We start from the raw sequence: 23,494 nt of genomic DNA, 5'->3' as shown, positions 1-23,494 counted from the left end.
GGGGTCAGCCGGCCAGCCGCCGGCCGGCGGCCTCGAGTCGGTGGGCGATCGAGCCGTCGATGACCTCGTCGTCGACCCGGATGACGAGACCTCCGAGCACCTCGGGGTCGACCTGGACCTGCAGGCCCATGGTCCTCCCGTAGATGCGCTCGAGCACGTCGACCAGACGCTGCTCCTGCGCACCCGACAGGGGGACCGCGCTGATCACGTGCGCGACGGACTGACCCCGCCGGCGGGCCGCCGCGGTGGACAACCGCTCGATCTCGTTCTCCGCACTGTGCACGTGCGAACTCGTCAATGCGTTCCGCACGAGCCGCTCGGTGACCGGGCTGACCTTCCCGGACAGCAGCCGGTCCAGCAGCGCGGTCTTGCCCTCACGGGGCGCCGACCGGTTCCCGAGGATCCGGGCCAGGTCGTCGTCGCCTGCCACGATCCGGCTGAACCGGAAGAGCTCGTCCTCGACGTCGGCCAGCTCGCCCCGCGCGTCGGCGGCGTCCAGCGCCGCCTCCGTCGCCAGGGTCTCGGTCGCCTCGACGAGGTCCAGCGGGCGCGACCAGCGCTGCCGGGCCACGGTCGCGACGACGTCCAGCGTCGCCTCACCCACCTTGCCGGAGAACAGGCGCCGGGCCAGCCCGGCCCGGTCGTCGGGCCGGACCGACGCGTCGGACAGGGCCCGGCGCAGGGAGAGCTGACCGTCGAGCAGGTGCGCCACGGCGAACAGCTCGTCGGCCAGCGCCAGCAGTGCCTCCCCGCGGGTGCGGCTGCGGGCGCCACCGGTCTGCGCCTGCAGCGCCTCCCGCGACGCCTCGAGGGCCGCCCGGCTCGACGCGTGCATCAGCGGGCGTCCTGCGGGACGTAGACCGAGCTGCCCCCACGGCCGTCGCTGCTGGCCGCGGTCATGCCGTCGAGGTCGTCGAGGAACCGGTCGACGGTCCCGCTGCGGCGGGCGTCGTCGGCCAGGGACTCGCCGACCACCCGGCCGGCCAGGTCGACCGCGAGGGTCCCGATCTGGCCGCGCAGCTCGTTGACCACCTGCTGCCGGGACGAGGCCAGCTGCTCTTCGCCACGGGCGAGGATGCGGGCCGACTCCTCCTGCGCCTGGGCGCGGAGCTCCTCGATGATCTGCTGCCCCTCGGCACGCGCTGCGTCGCGGATCTGCGCCGCCTCGGTGCGCGCCTCGGCGAGCTGGGCGCGGTACTGCTCCAGCGCCGCCTTCGCCTCGGCCTGCATGGCCTCGGCCCGCTCGATGCCGCCCTCGATCGCGTCGCGACGTGCGACGAAGGCCTTCTCGAACTGCGGGGCGACGAACTTGAACATCACGAACAGCACGATCGCGAAGGCGATCAGGCCGATGATGATCTCGCCCAGGGGCGGGAGGAGCGGGTTGTGCTCTTCCTCAGCTGCCCAGATCAGCATGGTGTCCACCATCCAGGTGTCGGGATCCGCGCTCGGGGGAGCGGGATCAGGTGCCGAAGACGAAGGGGACGACGAAGCCGATCAGCGCCAGCGCCTCGGAGAGCGCGAACCCGAGGAACGCGTAGGTCCGGGTCAGGCCGGCCGACTCGGGCTGCCGGGCGGTGGCCTGGATGTAGGCCGCCCACACGATGCCGACACCGATGCCGGGGCCGATCGCGGCGAGGCCGTAACCGACCGAGCCGATGCTGCCGGTCAGTTCTGCCAGAACGTCCATTGCGGGGTGTTCCTCCTGTGTCGGTCGCCCGGATCGTTCCGGGCGGCTGGCGGGATCGTGCGGGGTGGTGCGGTTCAGGTGGTCGTGCGGATCAGTGCTCGGCCTCGATGGACCCGTTGAGGTAGGTGCCCATCAGCACGGTGAAGACGTAGGCCTGCAGGAAGATGACCAGCAGCTCGAAGAAGGTCATCACGATCGCCATCAGCGCCGAGACCGGCCCGAAGACGACCGAGTAGTTGCCGACCTGGAAGAGGTAGACCGCGCCCAGGGAGAACACCACCAGCAGCATGTGGCCGGCGAACATGTTCGCGAAGAGCCGGACGGCCAGGGTGAACGGCCGGACGACGAAGTTCTGCAGGATCTCGATCGGCGTGACCAGGATGTACATCGGCTTGGGCACGCCCGGCAGGAACAGGATGTCCTTGAAGTAGCGGCCGGCGCCCTGCTCCCGGATGCCGATGTAGATGTAGAGCACCCAGCAGATGGCGGCGAGCACCAGCGGGAAGGCGAACTTGCTCATCGGCGAGATCTGCGCCAACGGGATGATCGCCATCAGGTTGTTCGCCAGGATGAAGAAGAACAGCGAGGCGAGGAACGGCGCGAAGGGCAGCCCGCGCGGACCGACCACGTCGCGGGCGATGCCGTCCCGGACCAGCGAGTAGCCGGTCTCGCCGACGAACTGGAGCTTGCCCGGGACGATCTTGGCGTTCCGCGAGGCGAGGTAGAGGAAGGCGACGAGGGCCAGGGTCGCGATCCAGAGGATCAGCGTGATCCGGGTGATCTCGAAGTCCACCCCGAGCACCGAGAAGTTGGCGATCACCTCGGGGTAGAACTCGCCGAGGCCCGGGGCTTCGAAGCCTTCGCCGTTAGCGGCGAGCACGTCGCCGAGCGCGAGGGCGCTGGAGGTCACCGTTGTCCCTTCTGCGTCCTTGTCGTTCCTGTCCCGGGTCGGCTCCGTCGTCCGCCCGAGGTCTTCGTCGTCCGCTGACCCGGGAGCGGGTCGGCGGCGCCGTACCTCTTGACCACCAGGTAGATGGCCACTGCCATGCCGAAGATGATGCCGACCGGGAAGAACACCGTGATGTCCAGCCAGCGGTCGAGCAACCACCCGGCCCCGCCCCACACGGCCATGCCGGAGATCATCGTCCCGGTGACCGCCCAGCCGGTGTCGGCCCCGCTACCGCTGGGCTGACGGGCTGGACTCGCAGGTCGTGGTCGGGCGCCCCCAGGGGTGGGAGTGTCCTCGGCCATCGGATCGGACCCTATCAGCCGCGTGTCCGGCGGATTTCCGGCACTTCCGCCTTCCGCCCTGTCAGTTCGCTGTGCCGTGGCCGGGAGGGGGCGGCGGGGTGACGTAGTACAGCTGCCGGGTCCAGACCCAGCGGAGTTGGACCACGCTCCACAGCAGCGCCCCGACGATGACCGCCCAGGCCAGCGCGCGTCGGTCGAGCCACCCGTCCTCCGGGAGCGCGTTGAGCAACGCGAACAGCAGCAGGGCCTTGACCCCGAACGTGCCGAGGGCGGCCGGCAGGGTGTACGTGTCGTCGATCTTCCCGGCCCAGGCGATGACCAGGCCGGAGACGCAGAAGAAGGCCGTCACGACCGCGGCGCCGGACAGCACGCCCACGGCCTCGGGCCACCCGGCCAGCAGACCCGTGACCGGCACGGCGACGACGGTCACGGCGAGGGCGACCAGTGCCCCCACGCGCAGGAAGGACAGGTCCCACGGCGCCTGGCTCCGCGGCTGCGCGCGCTGGGCGTCCGACGCGCTCATCGCCGCACCCCCGCCGTCCTGCTGGTCGGCAGCGGCCCCGGGCCCGAGGGCGCGGGGACCGGGACGGTGGGGGCCGCAGGTCCGCCGCGGGGGGTCCGGCTGGCCGGGTGCGCAGCCCGGCTGCGCTCCTTGAGGGCAGCCAGCTCGGCCTCCCGCGCCGCGATCGCGGCGCGACGGGCCCGCGGGCTGAGCACGACCACGACCCCGACCACGAGCAGGGCGCCGACGATGACGAGCACCTCGACGGTCCCCCCGGTGATGGACAGGGCGACGGCGCCGAAGCTGAGCAGCGCGGCCCAGAAGTACATGATCAGCACCGCCCGGCGGTGCGAGTGCCCGATCGACAGCAGCCGGTGGTGCAGGTGCAGCTTGTCCGGGCTGAACGGCGACTGGCCCCGCCGGGTCCGCCGGACGACGGCCATGACCAGGTCGATGAACGGGATGAAGAGGACGGCGAACGGCACCAGCAGCGGCAGGGTCAACGGCAGCAGGTTCGCCGCCGACCCGAGCGTCTGGGAGTCGGTCTGGCCGGTCGCCGAGACTGCAGCCGCCGACAGCATGAGCCCCACCAGCATCGACCCGGAGTCGCCCATGAAGATCCGGGCCGGGCTGAAGTTGTGCGGCAGGAAGCCCAGGCAGGCGCCGGCGAGCACGGCGGTGATCAGCGCAGGGGCGCTCGCGACGTCGTCGTAGCCGACCAGCCCCAGGTGGTAGCTGTAGGCGAAGAAGGCCAGCGCGGCGATCGCGGAGACCCCCGCGGCCAGGCCGTCCAGGCCGTCGATGAAGTTCAGCGCGTTCACCGTGAACACGGTGAGCAGGATGGTGGCCGGCACGCCGACGTCCGGCCCCAGCGACAGGGTGCCGATGTCGGCGACCGGCAGGAACAGGAACGCCAGCTGGACGCCGAGCAGCACCATCACCCCGGCTGCGGCGATCTGACCGGTCAGCTTGGTCAGCGCGTCCAGGCCGAACCGGTCGTCGAGCACACCGAGCAGGCAGATCAGCCCGCCCGCGGCCAGGACGGCGATGGTCTGGGTGCTGAACTCGAAGCTGCGCTGCAGCGAGGGCAGCTGCGAGGCCACCAGCACCCCGGCCGCGACCCCGAGGTACATCGCCACTCCCCCGCCGCGGGGGGTGGGGATGACGTGCACGTCCCGGTCGCGGACCTCGGCCATCACCCGGAACCGGACCGCCGCCACCCGGACGACCGGCGTGGCCAGGAAGGTGACCAGCGCCGCAACGAGGAGGACGACGGCGTACTCGCGCATGGGGTCAGACGGTCCGGGTGGGCTCGGGGTACGCGGGATGGGCGGCGACCAGCTCGCGGACACCCGCGGCGACCTCGGCGGTGCGGGCGCCTTCGGCGTCCCGGATCGCGGTGCCGATCAGCGAGGCGATCGTCTTCATGTCGCTCTCGACCATCCCCTGCGTCGTGACCGACGGGCTGCCGACCCGGATGCCGGAGGCGACCGACGCCGGCTGCGGGTCGAACGGGATCGCGTTCTTGTTCAGCACGATGCCGGCGGCGTCGCAGCGGGCCTCGGCCACCTTGCCGGTGACCGGCTCACCGGCGGTGTCGGTGACCTCGCGCAGGTCGAGCAGCGCCAGGTGGGTGTCCGTGCCGCCGGCGACCGGGCGCAGCCCCTCGGCGGCGAGGCCCTCGGTGAGCGCCTGGGCGTTGGTGACGACCTGCCGGGCGTAGACCTGGTACTCCGGCTGCAGGCACTCCTTGAGGTTCACCGCCTTGGCCGCGATGGCGTGCATGAGCGGTCCGCCCTGCATCATCGGGAACGCGGACTTGTCGATGGCCTTGGCGTGCTCGGCCTTGCAGACGATCGCGCCGCCGCGGGGGCCGCGCAGCACCTTGTGCGTGGTGAAGGTGACGACGTCGGCGTAGGGCACCGGCGAGGGGATCGCCTTCCCGGCGACCAGGCCGATGAAGTGCGCCGCGTCGACCATGAAGACGGCGCCGACCTCGTCGGCGATCTCCCGGAACGCGGCGAAGTCGATCAGCCGCGGGATCGCCGAACCACCGGCGATGATCAGCTTGGGGCGGTGCTCGCGGGCCAGGTCGCGGACCTGGCCGTAGTCGATGTGCTCGGTCTCCGGGTCGACCCCGTACTGCACGGCGTTGAACCACTTGCCGGAGAAGGAGACCTTGGTGCCGTGGGTCAGGTGCCCGCCGTGCGGCAGCGCCATGCCCAGCAGGGTGTCGCCGGGCTGCAGGAAGGCGCCGTAAGCGGCCAGGTTCGCGCTCGCCCCGGAGTGCGGCTGCAGGTTGGCGTGCTCGGCGCCGAAGAGCTCCTTGGCCCGGGCGATCCCCAGCTCCTCCGCGCGGTCGACGACCTCGCACCCGCCGTAGTACCGGCGACCGGGGTAGCCCTCGGCGTACTTGTTCGACAGCGTGCTGCCCAGCGCGGCGAGCACCGCCGGGCTGGTGAAGTTCTCGCTCGCGATGAGCTGCAGGCCGTTGCGGAGCCGGTCGAGCTCGTCCACGACGACGCCGGAGATCTCCGGGTCGAACGCCGTGAGGGCCTCGAAGTCGGGCCCCCAGTACGGGGTGGTGGCGGGGGTGCTCATCAGAGGTGCACTCCTGCGGCTCGGTGCGGGTACCCGCGCGCGCCGGGACTGGACGGGTGCGCGGCTGTCGCACCACGGTATCGCTCTGACACGGCGGTCCTCCGGACCGCACCGCGGCCAATTGCCGTTCCCGGCTCACGCTGAGCCGCTTCGTGCGATGACGGCGGGACCCTCCGGGCCCGCGCCACCCTCGCACAGCGGTGCTTCGCACCGCGGGTCCGTACTCGTCCCCGGCCCCGCTGCGGGGGCCCGCCGCGAGCCTGCGAGCGATGGGGGGCAGCGGGGTCCTTCCTCAGTCCTGGATGTCGGGGACGACCACGCGGAGGCGGTCGAGGTCGATCGCGCCGAGGCGGAGCACGCGCGGGGTGGGCGCCGTGCAGTCGACGATGGTGCTGGCCGCCGAGCCGGTGCGGGAGCCGCCGTCGAGGACCACGGCGGCGTGCTCGCCCAGCTGGTACTGCGCCTCGGCGGCCGAGGCGGCGGCCGGCCGGCCGGAGCGGTTGGCGCTGGAGACGGCGAGCGGTCCGGTGCGGCGCAGCAGGTCGCGGGCGACGTCGTCGTCGGGCAGCCGGACGGCGACCGTGCCCTCCGCCTCCCCCAGGTCCCAGGCCAGCGACGGCGCGTGCTCCACGACCAGGGTCAGCCCGCCGGGCCAGAACTCCTCGGCGAGGTCGTGGGCGACCGGCGGGACCACGGTCACCAAGCCGGCCAGCGTCGTGGCCTCACCGATGAGCACCGGCACCGGCATGCTGCGGCCGCGGTTCTTCGCCGCCAGCAGCTTGGTGACCGCCGCCGGGGTGAACGCGTCGGCGGCCACCCCGTAGACGGTGTCGGTGGGCAGGAGGACCAGCTCGCCACGGGACAGCGCGGTGGCCGCGGCGGTGAGGCCGGTCTCGCGCTGGTCGGGGTCGCTGCAGTCGAAGAGGTCGGCCACGGGTCCGCAGTCTGTCACCTGCCCTCCCCCGCCCCGGCTCAGCGGTCGGCGGACCGGCTCAGGCCCGCCGGGCCGTCGTGTACCGCGGCCGGCCGGCGAGGTCGGCGTGGTCGGCGACCCCGGTCCAGCCGCCTGCGCTGCGGACCAGGGCCGGCAGCGCACCCCCCTGCTGGTCGGCGTGCTCGATGCCCAGCCAGCCGCCGGGCCGCACCAGCCGGGCAGCGGTGACCAGCAGCCCGCGGACGACGTCCAGGCCGTCCGGCCCGCCCCACAGCGCCAGCGGCGGGTCGTGGTCGGCCACCTCGCGGGGCAGCCGGGCGTCGTCGGGGACGTACGGCGGGTTGGAGACGACGACGTCGACCGACCCGTCCAGCTCGCGCAGCAGCCCGGGATCGGTCATGTCCCCGGCGAGCACCTCCACCGGGGTGTCGCCGGCCGCGGCCCGGGTGCCGGCGTTGAGCCGGGTCCACTCGATCGCCGCCGGGTCCCGCTCGACGGCGACCACCCGGGCACCGGGGTGCTCGTTCGCGACCGACAGGGCGATGGCGCCGGAACCGGCGCCCAGGTCGACGACGGTCGGCGCGGTCAGGCCGGCGATCCGCCCGAGCACCCAACCGGCGATCTGCTCGGTCTCCGGGCGGGGCACGAAGACGCCGGGGCCGACGGCGAGCTCGAGGTGCCGGAAGGGCGCGGTGCCGGTCAGGTGCTGCAGCGGCACCCGCGAGAGCCGCTGGTCCAGCAGCCCGGCGAACCGGCCGGCCAGGTCCGCGGGCACCTCGTCCAGCGTGAGCAGCCGGGCGCGGGGCACCGCGAGCACCGCGGCCAGCAGCAGTTCGGCGTCCACCCGCGGGGACTCGACACCCGCGTCCGCGAGCCGGCGGGCGGCGTCGGTCAGCAGGCCGCGGGCGTTCAGGAGCCGGCCGCCAGCAGCTCGGCGGTGTGCGCGGCGGTCAGCGCGTCGAGCACCGGGTCCAGCTCGCCGTCCAGCACGGCGTCCAGGTTGTGCGCCTTGAAGCCGACCCGGTGGTCGGAGATCCGGTTCTCCGGGTAGTTGTAGGTGCGCACCCGCTCGCTGCGGTCGACCGTCCGCACCTGGCTGCGACGCTGGTCCGAGGCGGTGGCCGCGGCCTCCTCGCGGGCGGCGGCCAGCAGCCGCGACCGGAGCACCCGCAGCGCGGACTCGCGGTTCTGCAGCTGGCTCTTCTCGTTCTGCGAGCTGACGACGATGCCGGTGGGCAGGTGGGTGATCCGGACGGCGGAGTCGGTGGTGTTCACGCTCTGCCCGCCCGGCCCCGACGAGCGGAAGACGTCGATCCGCAGGTCGTTGGGGTCGACGCTGACGTCGACCTCCTCGGCCTCGGGCAGCACCAGCACCCCGGCCGCGGAGGTGTGGATCCGGCCCTGCGACTCGGTGACCGGCACGCGCTGGACCCGGTGCACGCCGGCCTCGAACTTCAGCCGGGCGAAGATGCCCTCGTCGGTGCGCGACTTGATCGCCACCGCGACGTCCTTGTACCCGCCCAGCTCGGCGTCGACGGCCTCCAGCACCTCGGTCGACCAGCCGCGCCGCTCGGCGTAGCGCAGGTACATCCGCAGCAGGTCCCCGGCGAACAGCGCGGACTCCGCGCCGCCCTCACCCGCCTTGATCTCGAGGATGACGTCCTTGTCGTCGTCGGGGTCCTTCGGGAGCAGCAGCTCGGTCAACCGGGCGGTCAGGTCGGTGACCGTGGCCTCCAGCTGCTCGGCCTCGCGGGCGAAGGAGGCGTCCTCGGCGGCGAACTCGCGGGCGGCGCCCAGGTCGTCCCGGGCGGCGTCCAGGGCGCGGACGGTCTCCACCACCGGGGCGAGCGCGGCATAGCGCCGTCCCAGCCGGCGGGCGCGGCCGGCGTCGGCGTGCACCGCCGGGTCGGCCAGCTCGGCCTCCAGCTCGCGGTGCTCGGCGAGCAGGCCGGCGAGCCGGTCGCTGCCGGTCTCGGTGCCGCTCACGAGATCCACCTCTTCACTCTCAGTGCGGAAGGCCGGGACGACGAACTCGCTCCCGGCGCGGGGAGCGAGAGGGTCGGGCCGGACATGACGACGGCGCCCGCGCCGCCCCGGTGCAGGGCGGCGCGGGCGCCGTCGGAGGTGCTACTTGTCGGCGGAGGCGTCCGCAGCGGCGCCGGCGTTGCGCTTGCCGAACCGCTTCTCGAAGCGGGCGACGCGGCCACCGGTGTCCAGGATGCGCTGCTTGCCCGTGTAGAACGGGTGGCAGGCGGAGCAGGTCTCGACGGTCATCGTGCCGCCGGGCGCCGTGCTCTTGGTGGTGAACGTGTTGCCGCAACCGCACGTCACGGTGGTGACGTGGTAGTCCGGGTGGATGTCGGCCTTCATGCCCGTACACCCTCTCTCTGGTCTCGGGATCTGGTGGAACGGAGGCCGCCGGGAGCTGGGGCGTGACCCGGCAGCGGAGGCTCGGTCGGCAAGTCTCCCAGACGGGAGACCAGCGCGACCGGCCGGGTCACTCCTTGTCGCCCACGCCCAGCGTCGTCTTCTGCACCTGCATGAGGAACTCGATGTTGTTGCGGGTCTTCCGCATCCGGTCGAGCAGCAGCTCCAGCGCCTGCTGGGGCTCCAGCGCCGACAGCACCCGGCGGAGCTTGATCACGATGGCCAGCTCGTCCGGTGAGAGGAGGATCTCCTCCTTGCGGGTGCTGGAGGCGTTCACGTCGACGGCGGGGAAGACCCGCTTGTCGGCGAGCCGCCGGTCCAGCTTGAGCTCCGCGTTACCGGTGCCCTTGAACTCCTCGAAGATGACCGTGTCCATCGTCGACCCGGTCTCGACCAGCGCCGAGGCGATGATCGTCAGCGAGCCGCCGTTCTCGATGTTGCGGGCCGCACCGAGGAAGCGCTTCGGCGGGTACAGCGCCGTGGAGTCCACACCACCGGAGAGGATGCGCCCGCTGGCGGGGGCCGCCAGGTTGTAGGCGCGACCGAGCCGGGTGATCGAGTCCAGCAGCACGACGACGTCGTGGCCCATCTCGACCAGCCGCTTGGCCCGCTCGATGGACAGCTCGGCGACCGTGGTGTGGTCGGCCGGCGGCCGGTCGAAGGTCGAGGCGATGACCTCGCCCTTCACCGAGCGCTGCATGTCGGTGACCTCCTCGGGCCGCTCGTCGACGAGCACGACCATGAGGTGGACCTCGGGGTTGTTCGTGGAGATCGCGTTGGCGATCGACTGCAGCACCATCGTCTTGCCGGCCTTCGGCGGGCTGACGATCAGCGCCCGCTGGCCCTTCCCGATGGGCATGACCAGGTCCATGATCCGGGTCGTCATCAGGTGCGACTCGGTCTCCAGCCGCAGCCGCTCCTGCGGGTAGAGCGGCGTCAGCTTGGTGAACTCGGGCCGGTTCCGCGCCTGCTCGGGGTCCAGGCCGTTGACCGAGTCCAGCCGGACCAGGGCGTTGTACTTGTCCTTGCGCTCGCCCTCGCGGGGCTGGCGGACGGCGCCGGTGATGGCATCGCCGCGGCGCAGGCCGTACCGGCGCACCTGGGACAGCGACACGTAGACGTCGTTCGGGCCGGTCAGGTAACCCGACGTGCGGACGAACGCGTAGCTGTCCAGGACGTCCAGGATCCCGGCCACCGGCAGCAGGACGTCGTCCTCGCTGACGGTCGGCTCGCCCTGCTCGAAGCGCTCGCGACCGGCCGGGGCGTTGCCGCCGCGGCGGTTGCGGTCGCGGTAGCGACGACCCCGGCGACCGCGGCCGCCACCCTCGAAGTCGTCGTCGTCCTCGTCGGTGCGCGCCTCGGGACGGGGCTCGGTGCGGCCGGCGTCGTTGCGGTTGCCGTCGCGGGCACCGTCGGTGCGGTTGCGGTCGTTGCGGCCGCTGCGGTTCCCGGTGGGCTCACCGTCGGTCCGGTTCCGGCCGCCGCGCTCCTCGCCGTCCCGCTCGGACCGGTCCCCGTCGCGGGGGCGCTCCTCGCGGGTGCGCTCCTCGCGCCCGGCGCCGTCCCGGGGGGCGCGCTCCTCGCGCTCGGCACCGTCACGCGGCGCACGCTCGGCACCGTCACGCGGCGCACGCTCGGCACCGTCACGGGGCGCGCGCTCGGCGCGGTCCCGGCTGCGGTTGCGGTTGGGACGCTCGCCCTCGGCCCGGCCCTCGGCCGGAGCCTGGGACGGGGTCTCGGCGGTCGGCTCGGCCGCACCGGCGGACGCGTCGGTGCTGGGGGCCTCGACGGCGGCGTCCGCGGTGGGGGCGCCGGCGGGGCGGCTCGCGCCACGGCGGCGACGACCGGTCGGCGCGGCCTCGGCAGCCGGGCTCTCGGCCGCGGCCGGCTCGGCGGCCGGGGTGTCGGTGGCCGGACCGGTGGCGGTCGGCGGCGTCACCGGGGTGCCGTTGGCACCACCGGAGACCGGGGCCTCCAGCGGCGCGGACGACGCGGCGTCGTTGGTCCGGGCAGCCGGCGCGGCCGGGGCGTCGGCAGCGCCGTCGGACCCGCCCACCTGCCGCTCGGAGATGGCGGCGACGAGGTCGCTCTTGCGCATCTTCCCGGTGCCCGGGATGCCGAGTTCGCCGGCCAGGCGCTGCAGCTCGGGCAGCAGCATCCCGGACAGTCCGCTGCCACGGCGGCGGGAACGGGGGGCCGTCCCGGCGGTGGCAGCTGCCTCGTCGGACGGGGCGGTGGTCGCGCCGTCGATGAGGTCGGTGGTCTCGCTCACGTACAGGTCCTTCCCTGCGGTGACCTGCGCCTACCAGCGCAGGAGGTGACCCGCTCCCGACACGGCGCGAGCCCGGGCGTGGACTCGGCGCGGCGATCAGGAGAGGCGGGTCTGTGGATGCGAGGCGGGTCAGCGGCGACGGATCGCGGCAGACGCCCCGCGTGAGGCTCGCCCGGAGGCGGCTACGGAGTCAGCCTAGACACAGGCCGACATCGTCCACAACACAGTCCCTCGTAGGTGTGTTCCGGATGGTCAGAACGATACAGGATCGTGATCAGCACCGAGCGGGACGACGACCGCCCCGGTGTGGTCGACCCGCAGCGGCCGGCACTCCCAGCCCTCCGGGGTGCTGCGCCGCAGCGCCCTGACCTCGGCGGCCGAGCCCGGGTCGCCGGCGTGCTCGTCGTGGCCCAGGACGGCCAGCGCGAGCAGGCACGGCCCGGCCCCGGAGACCACCGCGGCGTGACCGGCGGCGCGCAGGGCCACCAGCAGCGCGGCGCTCTCGGGCATGGCCGACGCCCGCTGCACCTGGTGCAGCCGGTCCTCGGTGCCCTCGAACAGCAGCGCGGGTTCGCGGGTCAGCGCGTGCACCAGCAGCGCGGAGCGCCCGGCGGCGTGGGCCGCGTCGGCGTGCGGCACCACGTCGGGCAGCAGCCCGCGGGCCACGTGGGTGGACAACGTCCCGCTCGGCACGAACAACACCGGGGCCACGCGGGGGTCGACGGTGAGCCGTTCGGCCCGCGCACCCGACGACGTCGTCCAGGACAGCGTCGCTCCGCCCAGCAGGCAGGGCGCGACGTTGTCCGGGTGACCCTCGATCTCCGAGCACAGCCGCAGCACCGCCGCGTCGTCGACACCCGCGACGTCCGGGCACAGCGACCAGGCCGCCAGCACGCCGGCGGTCACCGCGGCGGCCGACGAGCCCATCCCCCGCCCCTGCGGGATCCCGTTGCGCGCCGAGAGCCGCAGGCCGGGCGGCGTCCAGCCCAGCTCGGCGCTGGCCGCGCGGAAGGCCTGCACGACCAGGTGCCGCTCGTCGGTGGGCAGCTCACCGGCTCCGGCCCCGGTGACCGTGACGTCCAGCCCGCCGTCGGTGACCGCGACGTCCAGGGTGTCCCAGCAGGACAGCGCCAGCCCCGCGCAGTCGAACGCGGGGCCGAGGTTGGCACTGGTCGCCGGCACCCGGATGCGGACGGCCTGCGCCACTCAGAGTCCCAGCTGCGCGGCGGCGGCGGCCGAGTCCACCGGGATGGTGACCGGCGCCGGGGCGCCGGAGATCGCCCAGTCCGGGTCCTTGAGGCCGTTGCCGGTGACGGTGCAGACCACCCGCTGGCCGCGCTCGAGCCCGCCGGCCTCGGCGACCTGCAGGAGCCCGGCGACCGACGCCGCCGACGCCGGCTCGACGAAGACGGCCTCGGTGCGGGCGAGCAGCCGGTAGGCGGCGAGGATCGCCCGGTCGGTGACGGCGTCGATCCGGCCGCCGGAGTCGTCCCGCGCGGCCAGCGCCTTGGTCCAGGACGCCGGGTTCCCGATCCGGATCGCGGTGGCGATCGTCTCGGGGTGCGGGACCACCTGGCCGGAGACGATCGGCGCTGCCCCCGCGGCCTGGAAGCCCCACATACGCGGCGTGCGGGTCGCGGGGCCGGGGGTCTCCGACGTGCTGCAGTACTCCCGGTAGCCCTGCCAGTAGGCGGTGATGTTGCCGGCGTTGCCCACCGGCAGGCAGTGCACGTCGGGGGCGTCGCCGAGGACGTCGACGACCTCGAAGGACGCCGTCTTCTGCCCCTCGATGCGGTACTGGTTGACGCTGTTGACCAGGCTCACCGGGTAGTCGATGGCGAGCTTGCTGGCCAGCGCCAGGCAGTCGTCGAAGTTGCCCTCGACCTGCAGCAGCTTCGCGCCGTGCACCAGCGCCTGGGCGAGCTTGCCGGTGGCGATCTTCCCCTGCGGCACGAGCACGGCGCAGACCAGCCCGGCCCGGGCGGCGTAGGCCGCGGCGCTGGCGCTGGTGTTGCCGGTGGACGCGCAGATCACCGCCTGGGCGCCCTCCTCCACGGCCTTGGTGATGGCCATGGTCATGCCGCGGTCCTTGAACGAGCCGGTCGGGTTCGCGCCCTCGACCTTCAGCCACACCTCGCAGCCGGTGCGGCGGGACAGCTCCGGCGCCGGCACCAGCGGGGTGGCGCCCTCCTGCAGCGTCACCACCGGCGTCGAGTCGCTCACCGGCAGCCGGTCCCGGTAGGCCTCGATCAGGCCCGGCCAGTACGGCGAGACGGCACCTCGCAGGGTGTGTGCTCCGGTCATGACAGCCCTTCCCGGCACGGTCGTCGGGCCGGGGTCGGCAGGCGGCCCGGCACAGCGACGGGAATCCTACGGGCGGCCGTCGCGGCCCCCCGCACCTCCGTGCCCACCGCGCGGCACGACCGGGGCGTCGGTCAGGCCAGCCCCTCGACCCGCAGCACGCTGGTCACGCCCCGGACGGCGGCCATCTCCCGCAGTCGGGTCACCGTCGCGGACAGCGCCGCGTCCGGAGCCCGGTGGGTGACGATCACCAGCGTCGCCGCCTCGCCGTGCCCGTCCTGGCGGACGGTGGCGATGCTGACCCCGTGGGCGGCGAACTCGTGCGCGACCGTCGCCAGCACGCCCGGCTTGTCGGCGACGTCGAGGCTCACGTGGTACCGGGTCGGGGTGTCCGCCATCGGCCGGACGGTCAGCCCGGCGTAGCCCGTCGTCCCCGGCCCGGCCGCACCGGCCAGCCGGTTGCGGGCCACCGCGACCAGGTCACCGAGGACGGCGCTGGCGGTGGGCTCTCCCCCGGCCCCGCGCCCGTAGAACATCAGCTCGCCGGCGGCCTCCGCCTCGACGAAGACGGCGTTGAAGGCGCCGCCGACCGCGGCCAGCGGGTGGGTGGTCGGGATCATCGCCGGGTGCACCCGCACGGCGACCCCGTCGTCCGCGCCGTCCGGGCCCGCCACCCGCTCGCAGATGGCCAGCAGCTTCACCGTGCAGCCGATCTCGGCGGCCCGCGCGACGTCGGTGGCCGACACCGCCGAGATGCCCTCGCGGTACACGTCGGCCGCGGTGACCGGGGTGTGGAAGGCCAGCGAGGCGAGGATCGCGGCCTTGGCGGCGGCGTCGAAGCCGTCGACGTCCGCGGTCGGGTCGGCCTCGGCGAAGCCGGCCTCGGTGGCCTCGGCCAGCGCCTCGCCGAACCCGGCGCCGGTCTCGGCCATCCGGGACAGGATGTAGTTCGTCGTCCCGTTGACGATGCCGACGACGCGGCGCAGCTGGTCACCGGCGAGCGACTCGCGCAGCGGCCGCAGCAGCGGGATCGCCCCGGCGACCGCGGCCTCGTAGTACAGGTCGACCCCGGCCTGCCCGGCCGCGGCGTGCAGCGCGACGCCGTCCTCGGCCAGCAGGGCCTTGTTGGCGCTGACCACCGACTTGCCGGCGCCGATGGCGGCGAGCAGCAGGCCGCGGGCCGGCTCGATGCCGCCGATCACCTCGACCACCAGGTCGACGTCGGGCCGGGTGACCAGCCCGTGCGCGTCGGTGGTGAGCAGCTCGGCGGGGACCTCGGGGTGGTGGTCGGGACGGCGGACGGCGACCCCGGCCACCTCGACCCGCCGGCCGATCCGGGCGGCGAGGTCGTCGGACTGCTCGGTCAGCAGCCGCAGCACCGCACCCCCCACGGTCCCGCAGCCCAGCAGGGCGACCTTCAGCGCGTCACTCATCGTTCGACTCCCGACTCGTCCTGCTCCTCGGCGGCCGGAGCTCGCTCGCCCGTCGTCTTCACATCACTCACGAGGTGGCTCCTGCTGCGTGCTCGGGCGCCGGCTGGTCGATCGCCGGCGAGGGGGCGGGGACGTCGGCGAGGACGGCGTCGAGGGCGAACACGTCGGACAGTGTCTGCCGCCGCACGATCTCGGTGGCGGCACCGTCGCGCACGGCGACCACCGGCGGCTTGAGCAGGTAGTTGTAGTTGCTGGCCATCGACCAGCAGTAGGCGCCGGTGGCGGCCACGGCGAGCAGGTCGCCGGGGACGACGTCCGAGGGCAGCCACAGGTCGCGGACCAGCACGTCGCCGCTCTCGCAGTGCTTGCCCACCACCCGGCACAGCGCCGGCGGGGCGTCGGAGCTGCGGTTGGCCAGCACGCAGGTGTAGCTGGCGTCGTAGAGGGCGGTGCGGATGTTGTCGCTCATCCCGCCGTCGACCGACACGTAGTTGCGCACCAGCGGGGCGCCGGGGGTGCCACCGGCGCCGAGCCGGACCGGCTTGATGGTGCCGATCTCGTAGAGGGTCACCGTGCCGGGCCCGGCGATCGCCCGGCCGGGCTCGACCGCCAGCCGGGGCACCGGCAGGCCCAGCGCCGCGCACTCGGCGGCGACCACCGAGCGCAGCTTCGTGGCGACGTCGGCGGGCGTGACCGGGTCGTCCTCGGCGAGGTAGGCGATGCCGAAGCCGCCGCCGAGGTTCAGCTCGCCCAGCAGCTCACCGGTGGCCTGGTGCACCTGGCCGAGCAGCCCGACCACCCGGTGCGCGGCGGCCTCGAAGCCGGCCGTGTCGAAGATCTGCGAGCCGATGTGGCTGTGCAGCCCGGCCAGCCGCAGCGCCGGCTCCCGGATCACCCGCACCGCCGCGGTCAGCGCGTCGCCGGTGGCCAGCGAGAAGCCGAACTTCTGGTCCTCGTGGGCGGTGGCGATGAACTCGTGGGTGTGCGCCTCGATGCCGACCGTCGACCGGATCAGCACCGGCACCGGCGCACCGCCCGCGGCGACCCGGGCCGCGGCGAGGGGCACCAGCCGGTCGATCTCGTCGAAGGAGTCCAGCACCACGTGGCCGATGCCGGCGTCGACGGCCAGCTGCAGCTCCACCAGCGACTTGTTGTTGCCGTGCAGCGCGATCCGCTCGGCGGGGAACCCGGCGGCCAGCGCGACGGCGAGCTCGTTACCGCTGCAGGCGTCCAGGTGCAGGCCGTCGTCGGCGATCCAGCGGGCCACCTGGCCGCAGAGGAACGCCTTGGAGGCGTAGTGCACGTCGGCACCGGCGAAGGCACCGGCGAAGTCCGCGGCCCGGCTGCGGAAGTCCGCCTCGTCCAGCACGAACAGCGGCGTGCCGTGCTCCCGGGCCAGCTCGGTGACCGGGCGACCGGCCAGCTGCAGCTCCCCGTCGACCCGGCGGGCCGACCGCGGCCACACCTGCGGGTCGAGCGCGCCGAGGTCGGCCGGGGCGGGGCCGGCCGCGGGCGGCGGGGCGATGTTGCCGTGCAGCGGCCCGGCCGGGTGCGCCCTCACATCCGCTCCGGGGCGTGCACGCCCAGCACGTCCAGGCCGTTGCGCAGGACGGTGGCAGTCGCCGCGCACAGCCAGAGCCGGGCCGTGGTCAGCGGGGTCGCCTCCTCGTCACCGCGCGGCAGCACCCGGCAGGAGTCGTAGAAGCGGTGGTAGGTGCCGGCCAGCTCCTCCAGGTACCGGGCCACCCGGTGCGGGGCCCGCAGCTCGGCGGCGGAGGCGACCACCCGCGGGAACTCGCCGACCGCCCGCAGCAGGTCGCCCTCCCGCTGCTCGGCCAGCAGCGAGGTGTCCACGTCACCGGCCTCGCCCAGCACCAGCCCCAGGTCCCCCGCGCCGCGCAGCAGCGAGGAGATCCGGGCGTGCGCGTACTGGACGTAGAAGACCGGGTTGTCGTTGGTCTGCCGCGTCCAGGCGTCCAGGTCCAGGTCGATCTGCTGGTCGACCGAGGCCCGCGCCAGGGCGTAGCGGGCCGCGTCGGCACCGATCGCCTCGACCAGGTCCTCGAGGTTGACCACCGTGCCGGCCCGCTTGCTCATCCGCACCGGCTCGCCGTTGCGGACCAGGTTCACCAGCTGGCCGATGAGGATCTCCAGGTTCGCGCCCGGGTCGTCGCCCATCGCCGCGACCAGCGCCTTGTACCGCCCCACGTACCCGGTGTGGTCGGCGCCGAGCATGATCACGACCTTGTCGAAGCCGCGCTCCCGCTTGTCCAGGTAGTAGGCGCAGTCGGCGGCGAAGTAGGTCGGCTCACCGTCGCGCTTGACGAGCACCCGGTCCTTGTCGTCGGCGAAGTCCGTCGTCCGCAGCCACACCGCACCCTCGGCCTCGTAGACGTGGCCCTGCTCGCGGAGGCGGGCGACCGCCTTCTCCAGCGCGCCGCTGTCGTGCAGCGTCTTCTCGGAGAAGTAGGTGTCGAAGACGACGCCGAACCCGGCGAGGCTGCGCTTGATCTCGTCGAACATCAGCTCGACGCCGCGCACCCGGAACCGCTCCTGCTGCTCCTCGGCGGGCAGCTCCAGCACGCCCGGCTCGGCGGCGACCACCTGGGCCGCGATGTCGCCGATGTAGTCCCCGGCGTAGCCGTCCTCGGGCACGGGCTGCCCGTGCGCCGCCGCCACCAGGCTCCGGGCGAACCGGTCGATCTGGGCGCCGGCGTCGTTGAAGTAGTACTCCCGGGACACCTCGGCGCCGCTCGCGGTCAGCAGCCGGCCCAGCGCGTCACCGACCGCGGCCCAGCGGGTGCCGCCGATGTGCACCGGCCCGGTCGGGTTCGCCGAGACGAACTCCAGGTTCAGCCGCTGTCCGGCCAGGGTGCCGGTGCGCCCGTACGCCTCGCCCGCGGTGACCGCGCGGACGGCGATCGCGCCCAGCGCGTCCCTGGCCAGGGTGATGTTGAGGAACCCCGGGCCGGCGACGTCGACCCCGGCGATGCCGTCGACCGCGCGCAGCTCGGCGGCCAGCACCTCGGCCACCTCGCGCGGCGGCCGGCCGGCCGCCTTGGCCAGCCGCAGCGCCACGTTGGTCGCGTAGTCGCCGTGCTCGGGGTTCTTCGGCCGGTCGATGACGACCTCGGCGGGGACGTCGACCGCGAGCACGCCTCGTTCCACGGCCGCCGCGAGTGCGGACCGGACGACGTCGCTGAGCTGCTCGGGTGTCACCGATCCAGCGTACTGAGCCCCGCCGCGCTCCTTCCCGGCCCCGGCAGCCCCTCCCGCCTCCGCGGCCCCAGCCGGGTCGACGGGCCGTGCGGAGGGCCCGGCTCGCACAGCCGCCCCACCTACACTCGCTGCCGCCGGTCCGCGTGGACCGGCGCGGTCCGGGGAGCGCGCACGCGCTGCCGGGACGCCGGCGCAGCGAGGAGCGGTAGTGGCCAAGGACCCCGAGCCCGAGAACGGCCGCGCGAAGAGCGGCCCGTCCCGTGGGGGGTCCGGCGCCAGCAGGGCGACCGGGCAGCGCCCCGGCCAGGGCGGGCGCACCCGGCCGCCGGCCAACGTCGTCACCCAGCAGCGGCCGTGGGGGCTGATCGCCGCGGCCGTCGCCGTCGTCGTCTTCGCCGCCGCGGTCATCACCTACGCCGTCGTCCAGGTGAACCGCTCCAACGCCGACAAGGTCACCTCGGCCGACCAGATCGCCGACCTGCGGACCTTCGACTACGCCAGCGGCCAGCAGCACGTCACCACCCCGGTGACCTACACCGAGTCCCCGCCGGTCGGCGGCCCGCACGACCCGGAGTGGGCCGACTGCACGGGCACCGTCTACGACGTCGACATCCGGCACGAGAACGCCGTCCACTCCATGGAGCACGGCGCCACCTGGATCACCTACGACCCGGACGCCATCAGCGACGACGACCTCTCCACCCTCGAGGACCTGGTCGACGGCCGCTCCGGCCTGCTGCTCTCCCCCTACGCCGGGCTGGGCTCGACGATCAGCCTGCAGTCCTGGAACCACCAGCTGTCCGTGGACTCCGCGGCCGACGAGCGGGTGCAGCAGTTCGTCGACTTCATGACCTTCAACGCGGACTTCTACCCCGAGGTCGGCGCCAGCTGCGAGAACCCGACGTTCATCAGCGACCCGCTCGTCGTCGGGGACAGCAGCCGCGGGGCCGCCTCGGCGGCGACCGACGCAGCGACCACCGAGACCCCGGCCACGGACGCGCCGACGTCGACCACCCCGGCCGCCACCGAGACCCCGGCGCCCTGACGGACACCCCCACCATGGACGACCCAGCCGTGGACGACGTCGAGCCGACCACCGCACCGACCCCTCCCGGGCGCCGGCCACGGTCGTGGCTGACCGCGGTGCTGGTCACGGTCATCGCCGTGGGGCTGCTGGCGCTGGGCGGCGGCCTGGCGGTGGCGCTCGGCATCGGGCGGACCGAGCAGCCGGCCGCGGACTCGGTCGACGCCGGCTTCGCCCGGGACATGTCCCGGCACCACCTGCAGGCCGTGGAGATGGCCGACCTGGCGGCCGGCCGCAGCACCGACCCCGAGGTGCTGCTGCTCGCCTTCGACATCGCCTCCACCCAGACCAACCAGGCCGGCCGCATGCAGGGCTGGCTGACGCTGTGGGGCCTGCCGCTGACCAGCGGCGACACGATGGGCTGGATGGACGACGCGGCCGCAGGCGGGCACGACGTGTCCGGGCACGATGTGTCCGGGCACGACATGTCCGCCACCGGGTCCGCCGACGGTGCGGTGATGCCGGGCATGGCCACCGAGACCGAGCTGGCCCAGCTCCGCTCGCTGTCGGGCACCCCGTTCGACGTGATGTTCCTGCAGCTGATGATCCGGCACCACCAGGGCGGGCTGGAGATGGCGCAGTACGGCCAGCAGCACGCCGGCGAGGCGGTGGTGCGGGGCCTGGCGCGGTCGATCGCGCAGACGCAGACGGCGGAGACCACGACGATGGAGCAGATGCTCCGGGCCCGCGGCGGCGCTCCGCTGCCGGCCCCCTGAGCCCCCCGCCGACCGGGCGGGCGCTGCTGGTAACGTCGTCCGGGCGCCGAGCACGACAGGCGCCAGCGATGACGAGCCCCCGTAGCTCAGGGGATAGAGCACTGCCCTCCGGAGGCAGGGGCGCAGGTTCGAATCCTGCCGGGGGCACCACCAGCCCAGGCTCGCACCGCACACACCGCCCGCCCGGCCCCTCGGCCGCGGCGGGCGGCGTCGCCCCCGGTCAGCCCGCGTGCACCCGGCCCTCGACCACCTCGAACCGGCGGGTGGTGTGCACCGCCTCGAGCATCCGGCGGTCGTGCGTCACCAGCAGCAGCGTGCCCGGGTAGTCGGCCAGCGCCTGCTCCAGCTGCTCGATCGCCGGCAGGTCCAGGTGGTTGGTCGGCTCGTCGAGCACCAGCACGTTCACCCCGCGGGCCTGCAGCAGTGCCAGCGCCGCGCGGGTCCGCTCCCCCGGCGACAGCGTGCCGGCGGGTCGCAGCACGTGGTCGGCGCGCAGCCCGAACTTGGCCAGCAGGGTGCGCACCTCGGCGTCGGGCAGGTCGGGCACCTCCGCGCCGAAGGCCGAGGCCAGCGGCTCGTCGCCGAGGAACCGGCCGCGCGCCTGGTCGACCTCGCCCAGCCGCACGCCGGAGCCGAGCGACGCCGTCCCCTCGTCCAGCGGCACCCGGCCCAGCAGCGCGGCCAGCAGGGTGCTCTTCCCCGACCCGTTGGCGCCGGTGATCGCCACCCGGTCGCCCCAGTCGACCTGCAGGTCGACCGGGCCGAGGGTGAACCCGCCCCGGCGGACGACGGCGCCCCGCAGCGTCGCCACGACCGCGCCGGCGCGCGGCGCCGCGGCGATCTCCAGCCGCAGCTCCCACTCCTTGCGCGGCTCCTCGACGACCTCGAGCCGCTCGATCCGCTTGTCGGTCTGCCGGGCCTTCGCCGCCTGCTTCTCCGACGTGGCCCGCATGTGCGCCCGGATGTTCTTGTCCGGCTCGTTGCCCTGCTTGCGCACCGCGTTGCGGACGCCCTTGGCCATCCAGCTGCGCTGCACCCGGGCGCGGTCCTCCAGGCCCGACCGCGTGTCGGAGTACTCCTCGTACTCCTCGCGGGCGTGCCGGCGGGCCACCTCCCGCTCGACCAGGTAGGCCTCGTACCCGCCGTCGTGGACCCGCACCAGCTGCTGGGCCAGGTCGAGCTCGACCACCCGGGTGACGGTCCGGGCCAGGAACTCGCGGTCGTGGCTGACCACGACGACGCCGGTGCGCAAGCTGGTGACGAAGGTCTCCAGCTGCTCCAGCCCGGCGAGGTCGAGGTCGTTGGTCGGCTCGTCGAGCAGCAGGACGTCGTAACGGCTGAGCAGCAGCGAGGCCAGGCCCACCCGGGCCGCCTCCCCTCCGGAGAGCCCGACCGTCGGCGCGTCCAGGGCGACGCCCGGGGCGACGGAGGCCACGACCTCCTCCGCCCGCTCGGCGAGGTCGGCGCCGCCCAGGGCCAGCCAGCGCTCCAGCGCGTCGCCGTAGACGTCGTCCGCCCCCGGCGCCCCCTCGGTCAGCGCCTCCAGCGCGGCGTCCATGGCCCTCTGGGCCTCGGCCACGCCGGTGCGCCGGGCGAGCGCGTCCAGCACCGTCTCCCCCGGCCGCCGCTCGGGCTCCTGCGGCAGGTAGCCGACGGTGGCCGACGGCGGGCTCAGCGAGATCTCCCCCGCCTCGGCCGGGAGCACCCCGGCGAGGGTCTGCAGCAGGGTGGACTTCCCTGCGCCGTTCACCCCGACCAGGCCGACGACGTCACCCGAGGCGACGACCAGGTCGAGGTCGGTGAACAGGACGCGGGCGCCGTGACCGGCGGCCAGACCACGGGCGAGCAGGGTTGCGGACACCCCTCCATCGTGCCGACCGCCCGGGACACCGGGTCACGCGGTGTCGACGCCCGCCCCGCTCAGTCCGCGAACGGACCGCCGGCGTCCGGCGACTCCTCGTCCCAGCTCCCGCTCGACGGTTCGTCGGCCGCGCCGGTCAGCACGTCGTCGGCGATCTCGTCGAGCAGCCGCTCGAGGGAGGCGACCCCGGGGGGGACGTCGGCGTCGGCGCCCGCGCGGCGGACCAGCCAGGGCTGAAGCTGGTCGTAGCCGCGCACCGACACCCGGCGCAGCGGCCGCACCCGGTAGTCCGGCAGCCCGCGCAGTCGCCGGGCCAGCTGCTGGTCGACCAGCACGGTGGAGGGCCGGGCCAGCGAGGTGAGCCGGCTGGCCAGGTTGACCACCGGGGAGTAGACGTCGCCCAGCCGGGTGAGCACCGGGCCGAAGGCGGCGCCGACCCGCAGCGGCGGCCGGTCCGAGGCGTTCCACTCCTCGGGGAGCCGCAGCCCGATGTCGACGGCGTCGGCCGGTTCCGGGGCGGTGAAGAGGACGCCGTCCCCGACGGTCTTGACCACCCGGCCGTGGTGCCGGGCGATCAGGTCGGCCGCCAGGCCCTCGAAGTCCTCGACCATCGTGCCGAGCTCCCGGCCGCCCATGCCGCGGCTGCGCGACGTGTACCCGACCAGGTCGGCGAAGCCGACGGCCAGCTCCCGGCGGTCCACCGTCCCCGGGTCGGCGACGAACAGCCGGCCGGCGTTGGCCGCCAGGTGCCGGCGCCAGACGTAGTCCTGCAGCTCGCGCATCAGCGGCAGCAGCTGCTCCGCCGAGCGCACGACCCCCTCCTCGACCGCCTGCTGGGCGTCCGGCCCACCGTGCGCGCGGTCCAGCAGCAGGGCGGCGATCATGTCGGTCTGCCAGTCGGCCAGCCGGGCCAGCGACTGCCCCAGCGCCCGGGCGATCGAGGCCTCCGCGCCGGGGTCGACGAAGCCGGTGTCGATCAGCGCCGACAGCCGGGCGAGGGCGGTGACGTCGGCATCGGTGAAGGCCGCGTCGTCGTCTGCCACGTCGGCGAAGCCGAGGGCCCGCCACAACCGCTGCGTGCGCTCCGGGAGCATCCCGGCGAGCGCGGCCACCTGCGCGCGCGTGTACCGGCGCGGCCCGTCGAGCAGCAGCCGCTCCAGGCTCTCCCGCGGGTCGGGGTCAACCACCGGCCGGGGTGGGTGC

22 protein-coding genes and 1 tRNA gene are annotated in these 23,494 nt (G+C 74.3%); 4 read left to right on the top strand and 19 right to left on the bottom strand.

All coding sequences use genetic code 11. The annotated features are described in order from the left end of the window. Window positions 1–4: 4 nt before the first annotated feature. From FHL80_RS09350 to atpB, 4 genes are all read right to left on the bottom strand, one after another. Window positions 5–835 carry a F0F1 ATP synthase subunit delta gene (locus tag FHL80_RS09350; protein WP_138733156.1) on the bottom strand — a complete coding sequence of 277 codons (831 nt, stop codon included), beginning with the start codon at window positions 833–835 and terminating at the stop codon, window positions 5–7. Continuing rightward, window positions 835–1,416: a F0F1 ATP synthase subunit B gene (locus tag FHL80_RS09345; RefSeq protein ID WP_216870558.1), complete on the bottom strand. Its 582-nt coding sequence runs from the start codon at window positions 1,414–1,416 to the stop codon at window positions 835–837. Before FHL80_RS09345 ends, FHL80_RS09350 begins: the two co-directional genes overlap by 1 nt. 46 nt (window positions 1,417–1,462) lie before the next feature. Then, window positions 1,463–1,690 carry an ATP synthase F0 subunit C gene (gene atpE / locus FHL80_RS09340; RefSeq protein WP_014742489.1) on the bottom strand — a complete coding sequence of 76 codons (228 nt, stop codon included), beginning with the start codon at window positions 1,688–1,690 and terminating at the stop codon, window positions 1,463–1,465. 91 nt (window positions 1,691–1,781) lie between these two features. Beyond that, window positions 1,782–2,600, bottom strand: coding sequence for a F0F1 ATP synthase subunit A (gene atpB, locus FHL80_RS09335; protein ID WP_138733154.1), 819 nt, complete (start codon window positions 2,598–2,600; stop codon window positions 1,782–1,784). A 123-nt stretch (window positions 2,601–2,723) separates the two neighbouring features. On the opposite strand from atpB, the gene FHL80_RS25360 reads away from it, so the two are divergent. Then, window positions 2,724–2,882, top strand: a complete 159-nt coding sequence (locus FHL80_RS25360; RefSeq protein WP_216870557.1) for a hypothetical protein — start codon at window positions 2,724–2,726, stop codon at window positions 2,880–2,882. A 120-nt stretch (window positions 2,883–3,002) separates the two neighbouring features. Here FHL80_RS25360 and FHL80_RS09325 read toward each other — a convergent pair whose 3' ends face one another. The 13 genes from FHL80_RS09325 to argS form a co-directional block, all read right to left on the bottom strand. Then, complete coding sequence (locus FHL80_RS09325) at window positions 3,003–3,464, bottom strand: Cg1360 family ATP-synthase-associated protein (protein ID WP_138733152.1); 462 nt, start codon at window positions 3,462–3,464, stop codon at window positions 3,003–3,005. After that, the gene (locus FHL80_RS09320) at window positions 3,461–4,732 is read right to left on the bottom strand and encodes a glycosyltransferase family 4 protein (protein WP_138733151.1); all 1,272 of its coding nucleotides are present in this window, start codon (window positions 4,730–4,732) and stop codon (window positions 3,461–3,463) included. The genes FHL80_RS09325 and FHL80_RS09320 overlap by 4 nt, the downstream gene beginning before the upstream one ends. A 4-nt stretch (window positions 4,733–4,736) precedes the next feature. Then, window positions 4,737–6,044 carry a serine hydroxymethyltransferase gene (glyA, locus tag FHL80_RS09315; protein ID WP_138733150.1) on the bottom strand — a complete coding sequence of 436 codons (1,308 nt, stop codon included), beginning with the start codon at window positions 6,042–6,044 and terminating at the stop codon, window positions 4,737–4,739. 292 nt (window positions 6,045–6,336) lie between these two features. Continuing rightward, on the bottom strand, window positions 6,337–6,978 hold the full coding sequence (locus FHL80_RS09310) for an L-threonylcarbamoyladenylate synthase (protein ID WP_138733149.1): 642 nt from the start codon (window positions 6,976–6,978) through the stop codon (window positions 6,337–6,339). 58 nt (window positions 6,979–7,036) lie between these two features. After that, complete coding sequence (prmC, locus tag FHL80_RS09305) at window positions 7,037–7,873, bottom strand: peptide chain release factor N(5)-glutamine methyltransferase (protein WP_281283451.1); 837 nt, start codon at window positions 7,871–7,873, stop codon at window positions 7,037–7,039. Window positions 7,874–7,887: 14 nt separating this feature from the next. Continuing rightward, the gene (prfA, locus tag FHL80_RS09300; RefSeq protein WP_138733147.1) at window positions 7,888–8,964 is read right to left on the bottom strand and encodes a peptide chain release factor 1; all 1,077 of its coding nucleotides are present in this window, start codon (window positions 8,962–8,964) and stop codon (window positions 7,888–7,890) included. Window positions 8,965–9,105: 141 nt separating this feature from the next. Further along, a complete protein-coding gene (gene rpmE, locus FHL80_RS09295) occupies window positions 9,106–9,348 on the bottom strand; it encodes a 50S ribosomal protein L31 (RefSeq protein WP_138733146.1) in 243 nt (80 codons plus the stop codon). Between the two features lie 127 nt (window positions 9,349–9,475). Further along, entirely contained in the window at window positions 9,476–11,677 is a 2,202-nt protein-coding gene (gene rho / locus FHL80_RS09290; protein ID WP_138733145.1) for a transcription termination factor Rho, read from the bottom strand. A gap of 252 nt (window positions 11,678–11,929) precedes the next feature. Next, window positions 11,930–12,883, bottom strand: a complete 954-nt coding sequence (thrB, locus tag FHL80_RS09285; protein ID WP_138733144.1) for a homoserine kinase — start codon at window positions 12,881–12,883, stop codon at window positions 11,930–11,932. Continuing rightward, window positions 12,884–13,981 (bottom strand): threonine synthase, encoded by a 1,098-nt coding sequence (gene thrC / locus FHL80_RS09280; protein ID WP_138733143.1) that lies wholly within the window; start codon window positions 13,979–13,981, stop codon window positions 12,884–12,886. It lies immediately after the preceding gene. 131 nt (window positions 13,982–14,112) lie between these two features. Next, complete coding sequence (locus tag FHL80_RS09275; RefSeq protein WP_138733142.1) at window positions 14,113–15,411, bottom strand: homoserine dehydrogenase; 1,299 nt, start codon at window positions 15,409–15,411, stop codon at window positions 14,113–14,115. Window positions 15,412–15,478: 67 nt separating this feature from the next. After that, the gene (gene lysA / locus FHL80_RS09270) at window positions 15,479–16,972 is read right to left on the bottom strand and encodes a diaminopimelate decarboxylase (RefSeq protein WP_138733141.1); all 1,494 of its coding nucleotides are present in this window, start codon (window positions 16,970–16,972) and stop codon (window positions 15,479–15,481) included. Next, entirely contained in the window at window positions 16,969–18,630 is a 1,662-nt protein-coding gene (gene argS, locus FHL80_RS09265; RefSeq protein WP_138733140.1) for an arginine--tRNA ligase, read from the bottom strand. Before argS ends, lysA begins: the two co-directional genes overlap by 4 nt. 208 nt (window positions 18,631–18,838) lie before the next feature. Between argS and FHL80_RS09260 the strand changes: the two genes are divergently transcribed. The 3 genes from FHL80_RS09260 to FHL80_RS09250 all read left to right on the top strand — a co-directional run bounded on the left by FHL80_RS09260 (window position 18,839) and on the right by FHL80_RS09250 (window position 20,580). After that, entirely contained in the window at window positions 18,839–19,675 is an 837-nt protein-coding gene (locus FHL80_RS09260; RefSeq protein ID WP_138733139.1) for a thioredoxin-like domain-containing protein, read from the top strand. A 14-nt stretch (window positions 19,676–19,689) separates the two neighbouring features. After that, a complete protein-coding gene (locus tag FHL80_RS09255; RefSeq protein ID WP_138733138.1) occupies window positions 19,690–20,430 on the top strand; it encodes a DUF305 domain-containing protein in 741 nt (246 codons plus the stop codon). 75 nt (window positions 20,431–20,505) lie between these two features. Beyond that, window positions 20,506–20,580: transfer RNA gene (locus FHL80_RS09250), tRNA-Arg, on the top strand. Window positions 20,581–20,650: 70 nt separating this feature from the next. Here FHL80_RS09250 and FHL80_RS09245 read toward each other — a convergent pair. Continuing rightward, window positions 20,651–22,291, bottom strand: a complete 1,641-nt coding sequence (locus FHL80_RS09245) for an ABC-F family ATP-binding cassette domain-containing protein (RefSeq protein WP_138733137.1) — start codon at window positions 22,289–22,291, stop codon at window positions 20,651–20,653. A gap of 59 nt (window positions 22,292–22,350) precedes the next feature. Next, a partial coding sequence (locus FHL80_RS09240; RefSeq protein WP_138733136.1) for an adenylate/guanylate cyclase domain-containing protein occupies window positions 22,351–23,494 on the bottom strand: 1,144 nt, incomplete at its 5' end.

The sequence above is a fragment of the Modestobacter excelsi genome (genome assembly GCF_005930495.1).
Lineage (GTDB): Bacteria > Actinomycetota > Actinomycetes > Mycobacteriales > Geodermatophilaceae > Modestobacter > Modestobacter excelsi.
The sequence above is the reverse complement of the archived record's forward strand: the minus strand, read 5'-3'. Positions and strand labels throughout refer to the sequence as shown.

Excerpts from the sequence above, each read along its gene's own strand:
- FHL80_RS09350 (WP_138733156.1), bottom strand. The coding sequence starts at position 835 with ATGCACGCGTCGAGCCGGGCGGCCCTCGAGGCGTCGCGGGAGGCGCTG.
- FHL80_RS09345 (WP_216870558.1), bottom strand. The coding sequence starts at position 1,416 with ATGCTGATCTGGGCAGCTGAGGAAGAGCACAACCCGCTCCTCCCGCCC.
- atpE (WP_014742489.1), bottom strand. The coding sequence starts at position 1,690 with ATGGACGTTCTGGCAGAACTGACCGGCAGCATCGGCTCGGTCGGTTAC.
- FHL80_RS25360 (WP_216870557.1), top strand. The coding sequence starts at position 2,724 with ATGGCCACTGCCATGCCGAAGATGATGCCGACCGGGAAGAACACCGTG.
- FHL80_RS09325 (WP_138733152.1), bottom strand. The coding sequence starts at position 3,464 with ATGAGCGCGTCGGACGCCCAGCGCGCGCAGCCGCGGAGCCAGGCGCCG.
- FHL80_RS09320 (WP_138733151.1), bottom strand. The coding sequence starts at position 4,732 with ATGCGCGAGTACGCCGTCGTCCTCCTCGTTGCGGCGCTGGTCACCTTC.
- glyA (WP_138733150.1), bottom strand. The coding sequence starts at position 6,044 with ATGAGCACCCCCGCCACCACCCCGTACTGGGGGCCCGACTTCGAGGCC.
- rpmE (WP_138733146.1), bottom strand. The coding sequence starts at position 9,348 with ATGAAGGCCGACATCCACCCGGACTACCACGTCACCACCGTGACGTGC.
- thrC (WP_138733143.1), bottom strand. The coding sequence starts at position 13,981 with ATGACCGGAGCACACACCCTGCGAGGTGCCGTCTCGCCGTACTGGCCG.
- FHL80_RS09275 (WP_138733142.1), bottom strand. The coding sequence starts at position 15,411 with ATGAGTGACGCGCTGAAGGTCGCCCTGCTGGGCTGCGGGACCGTGGGG.
- FHL80_RS09255 (WP_138733138.1), top strand. The coding sequence starts at position 19,690 with ATGGACGACCCAGCCGTGGACGACGTCGAGCCGACCACCGCACCGACC.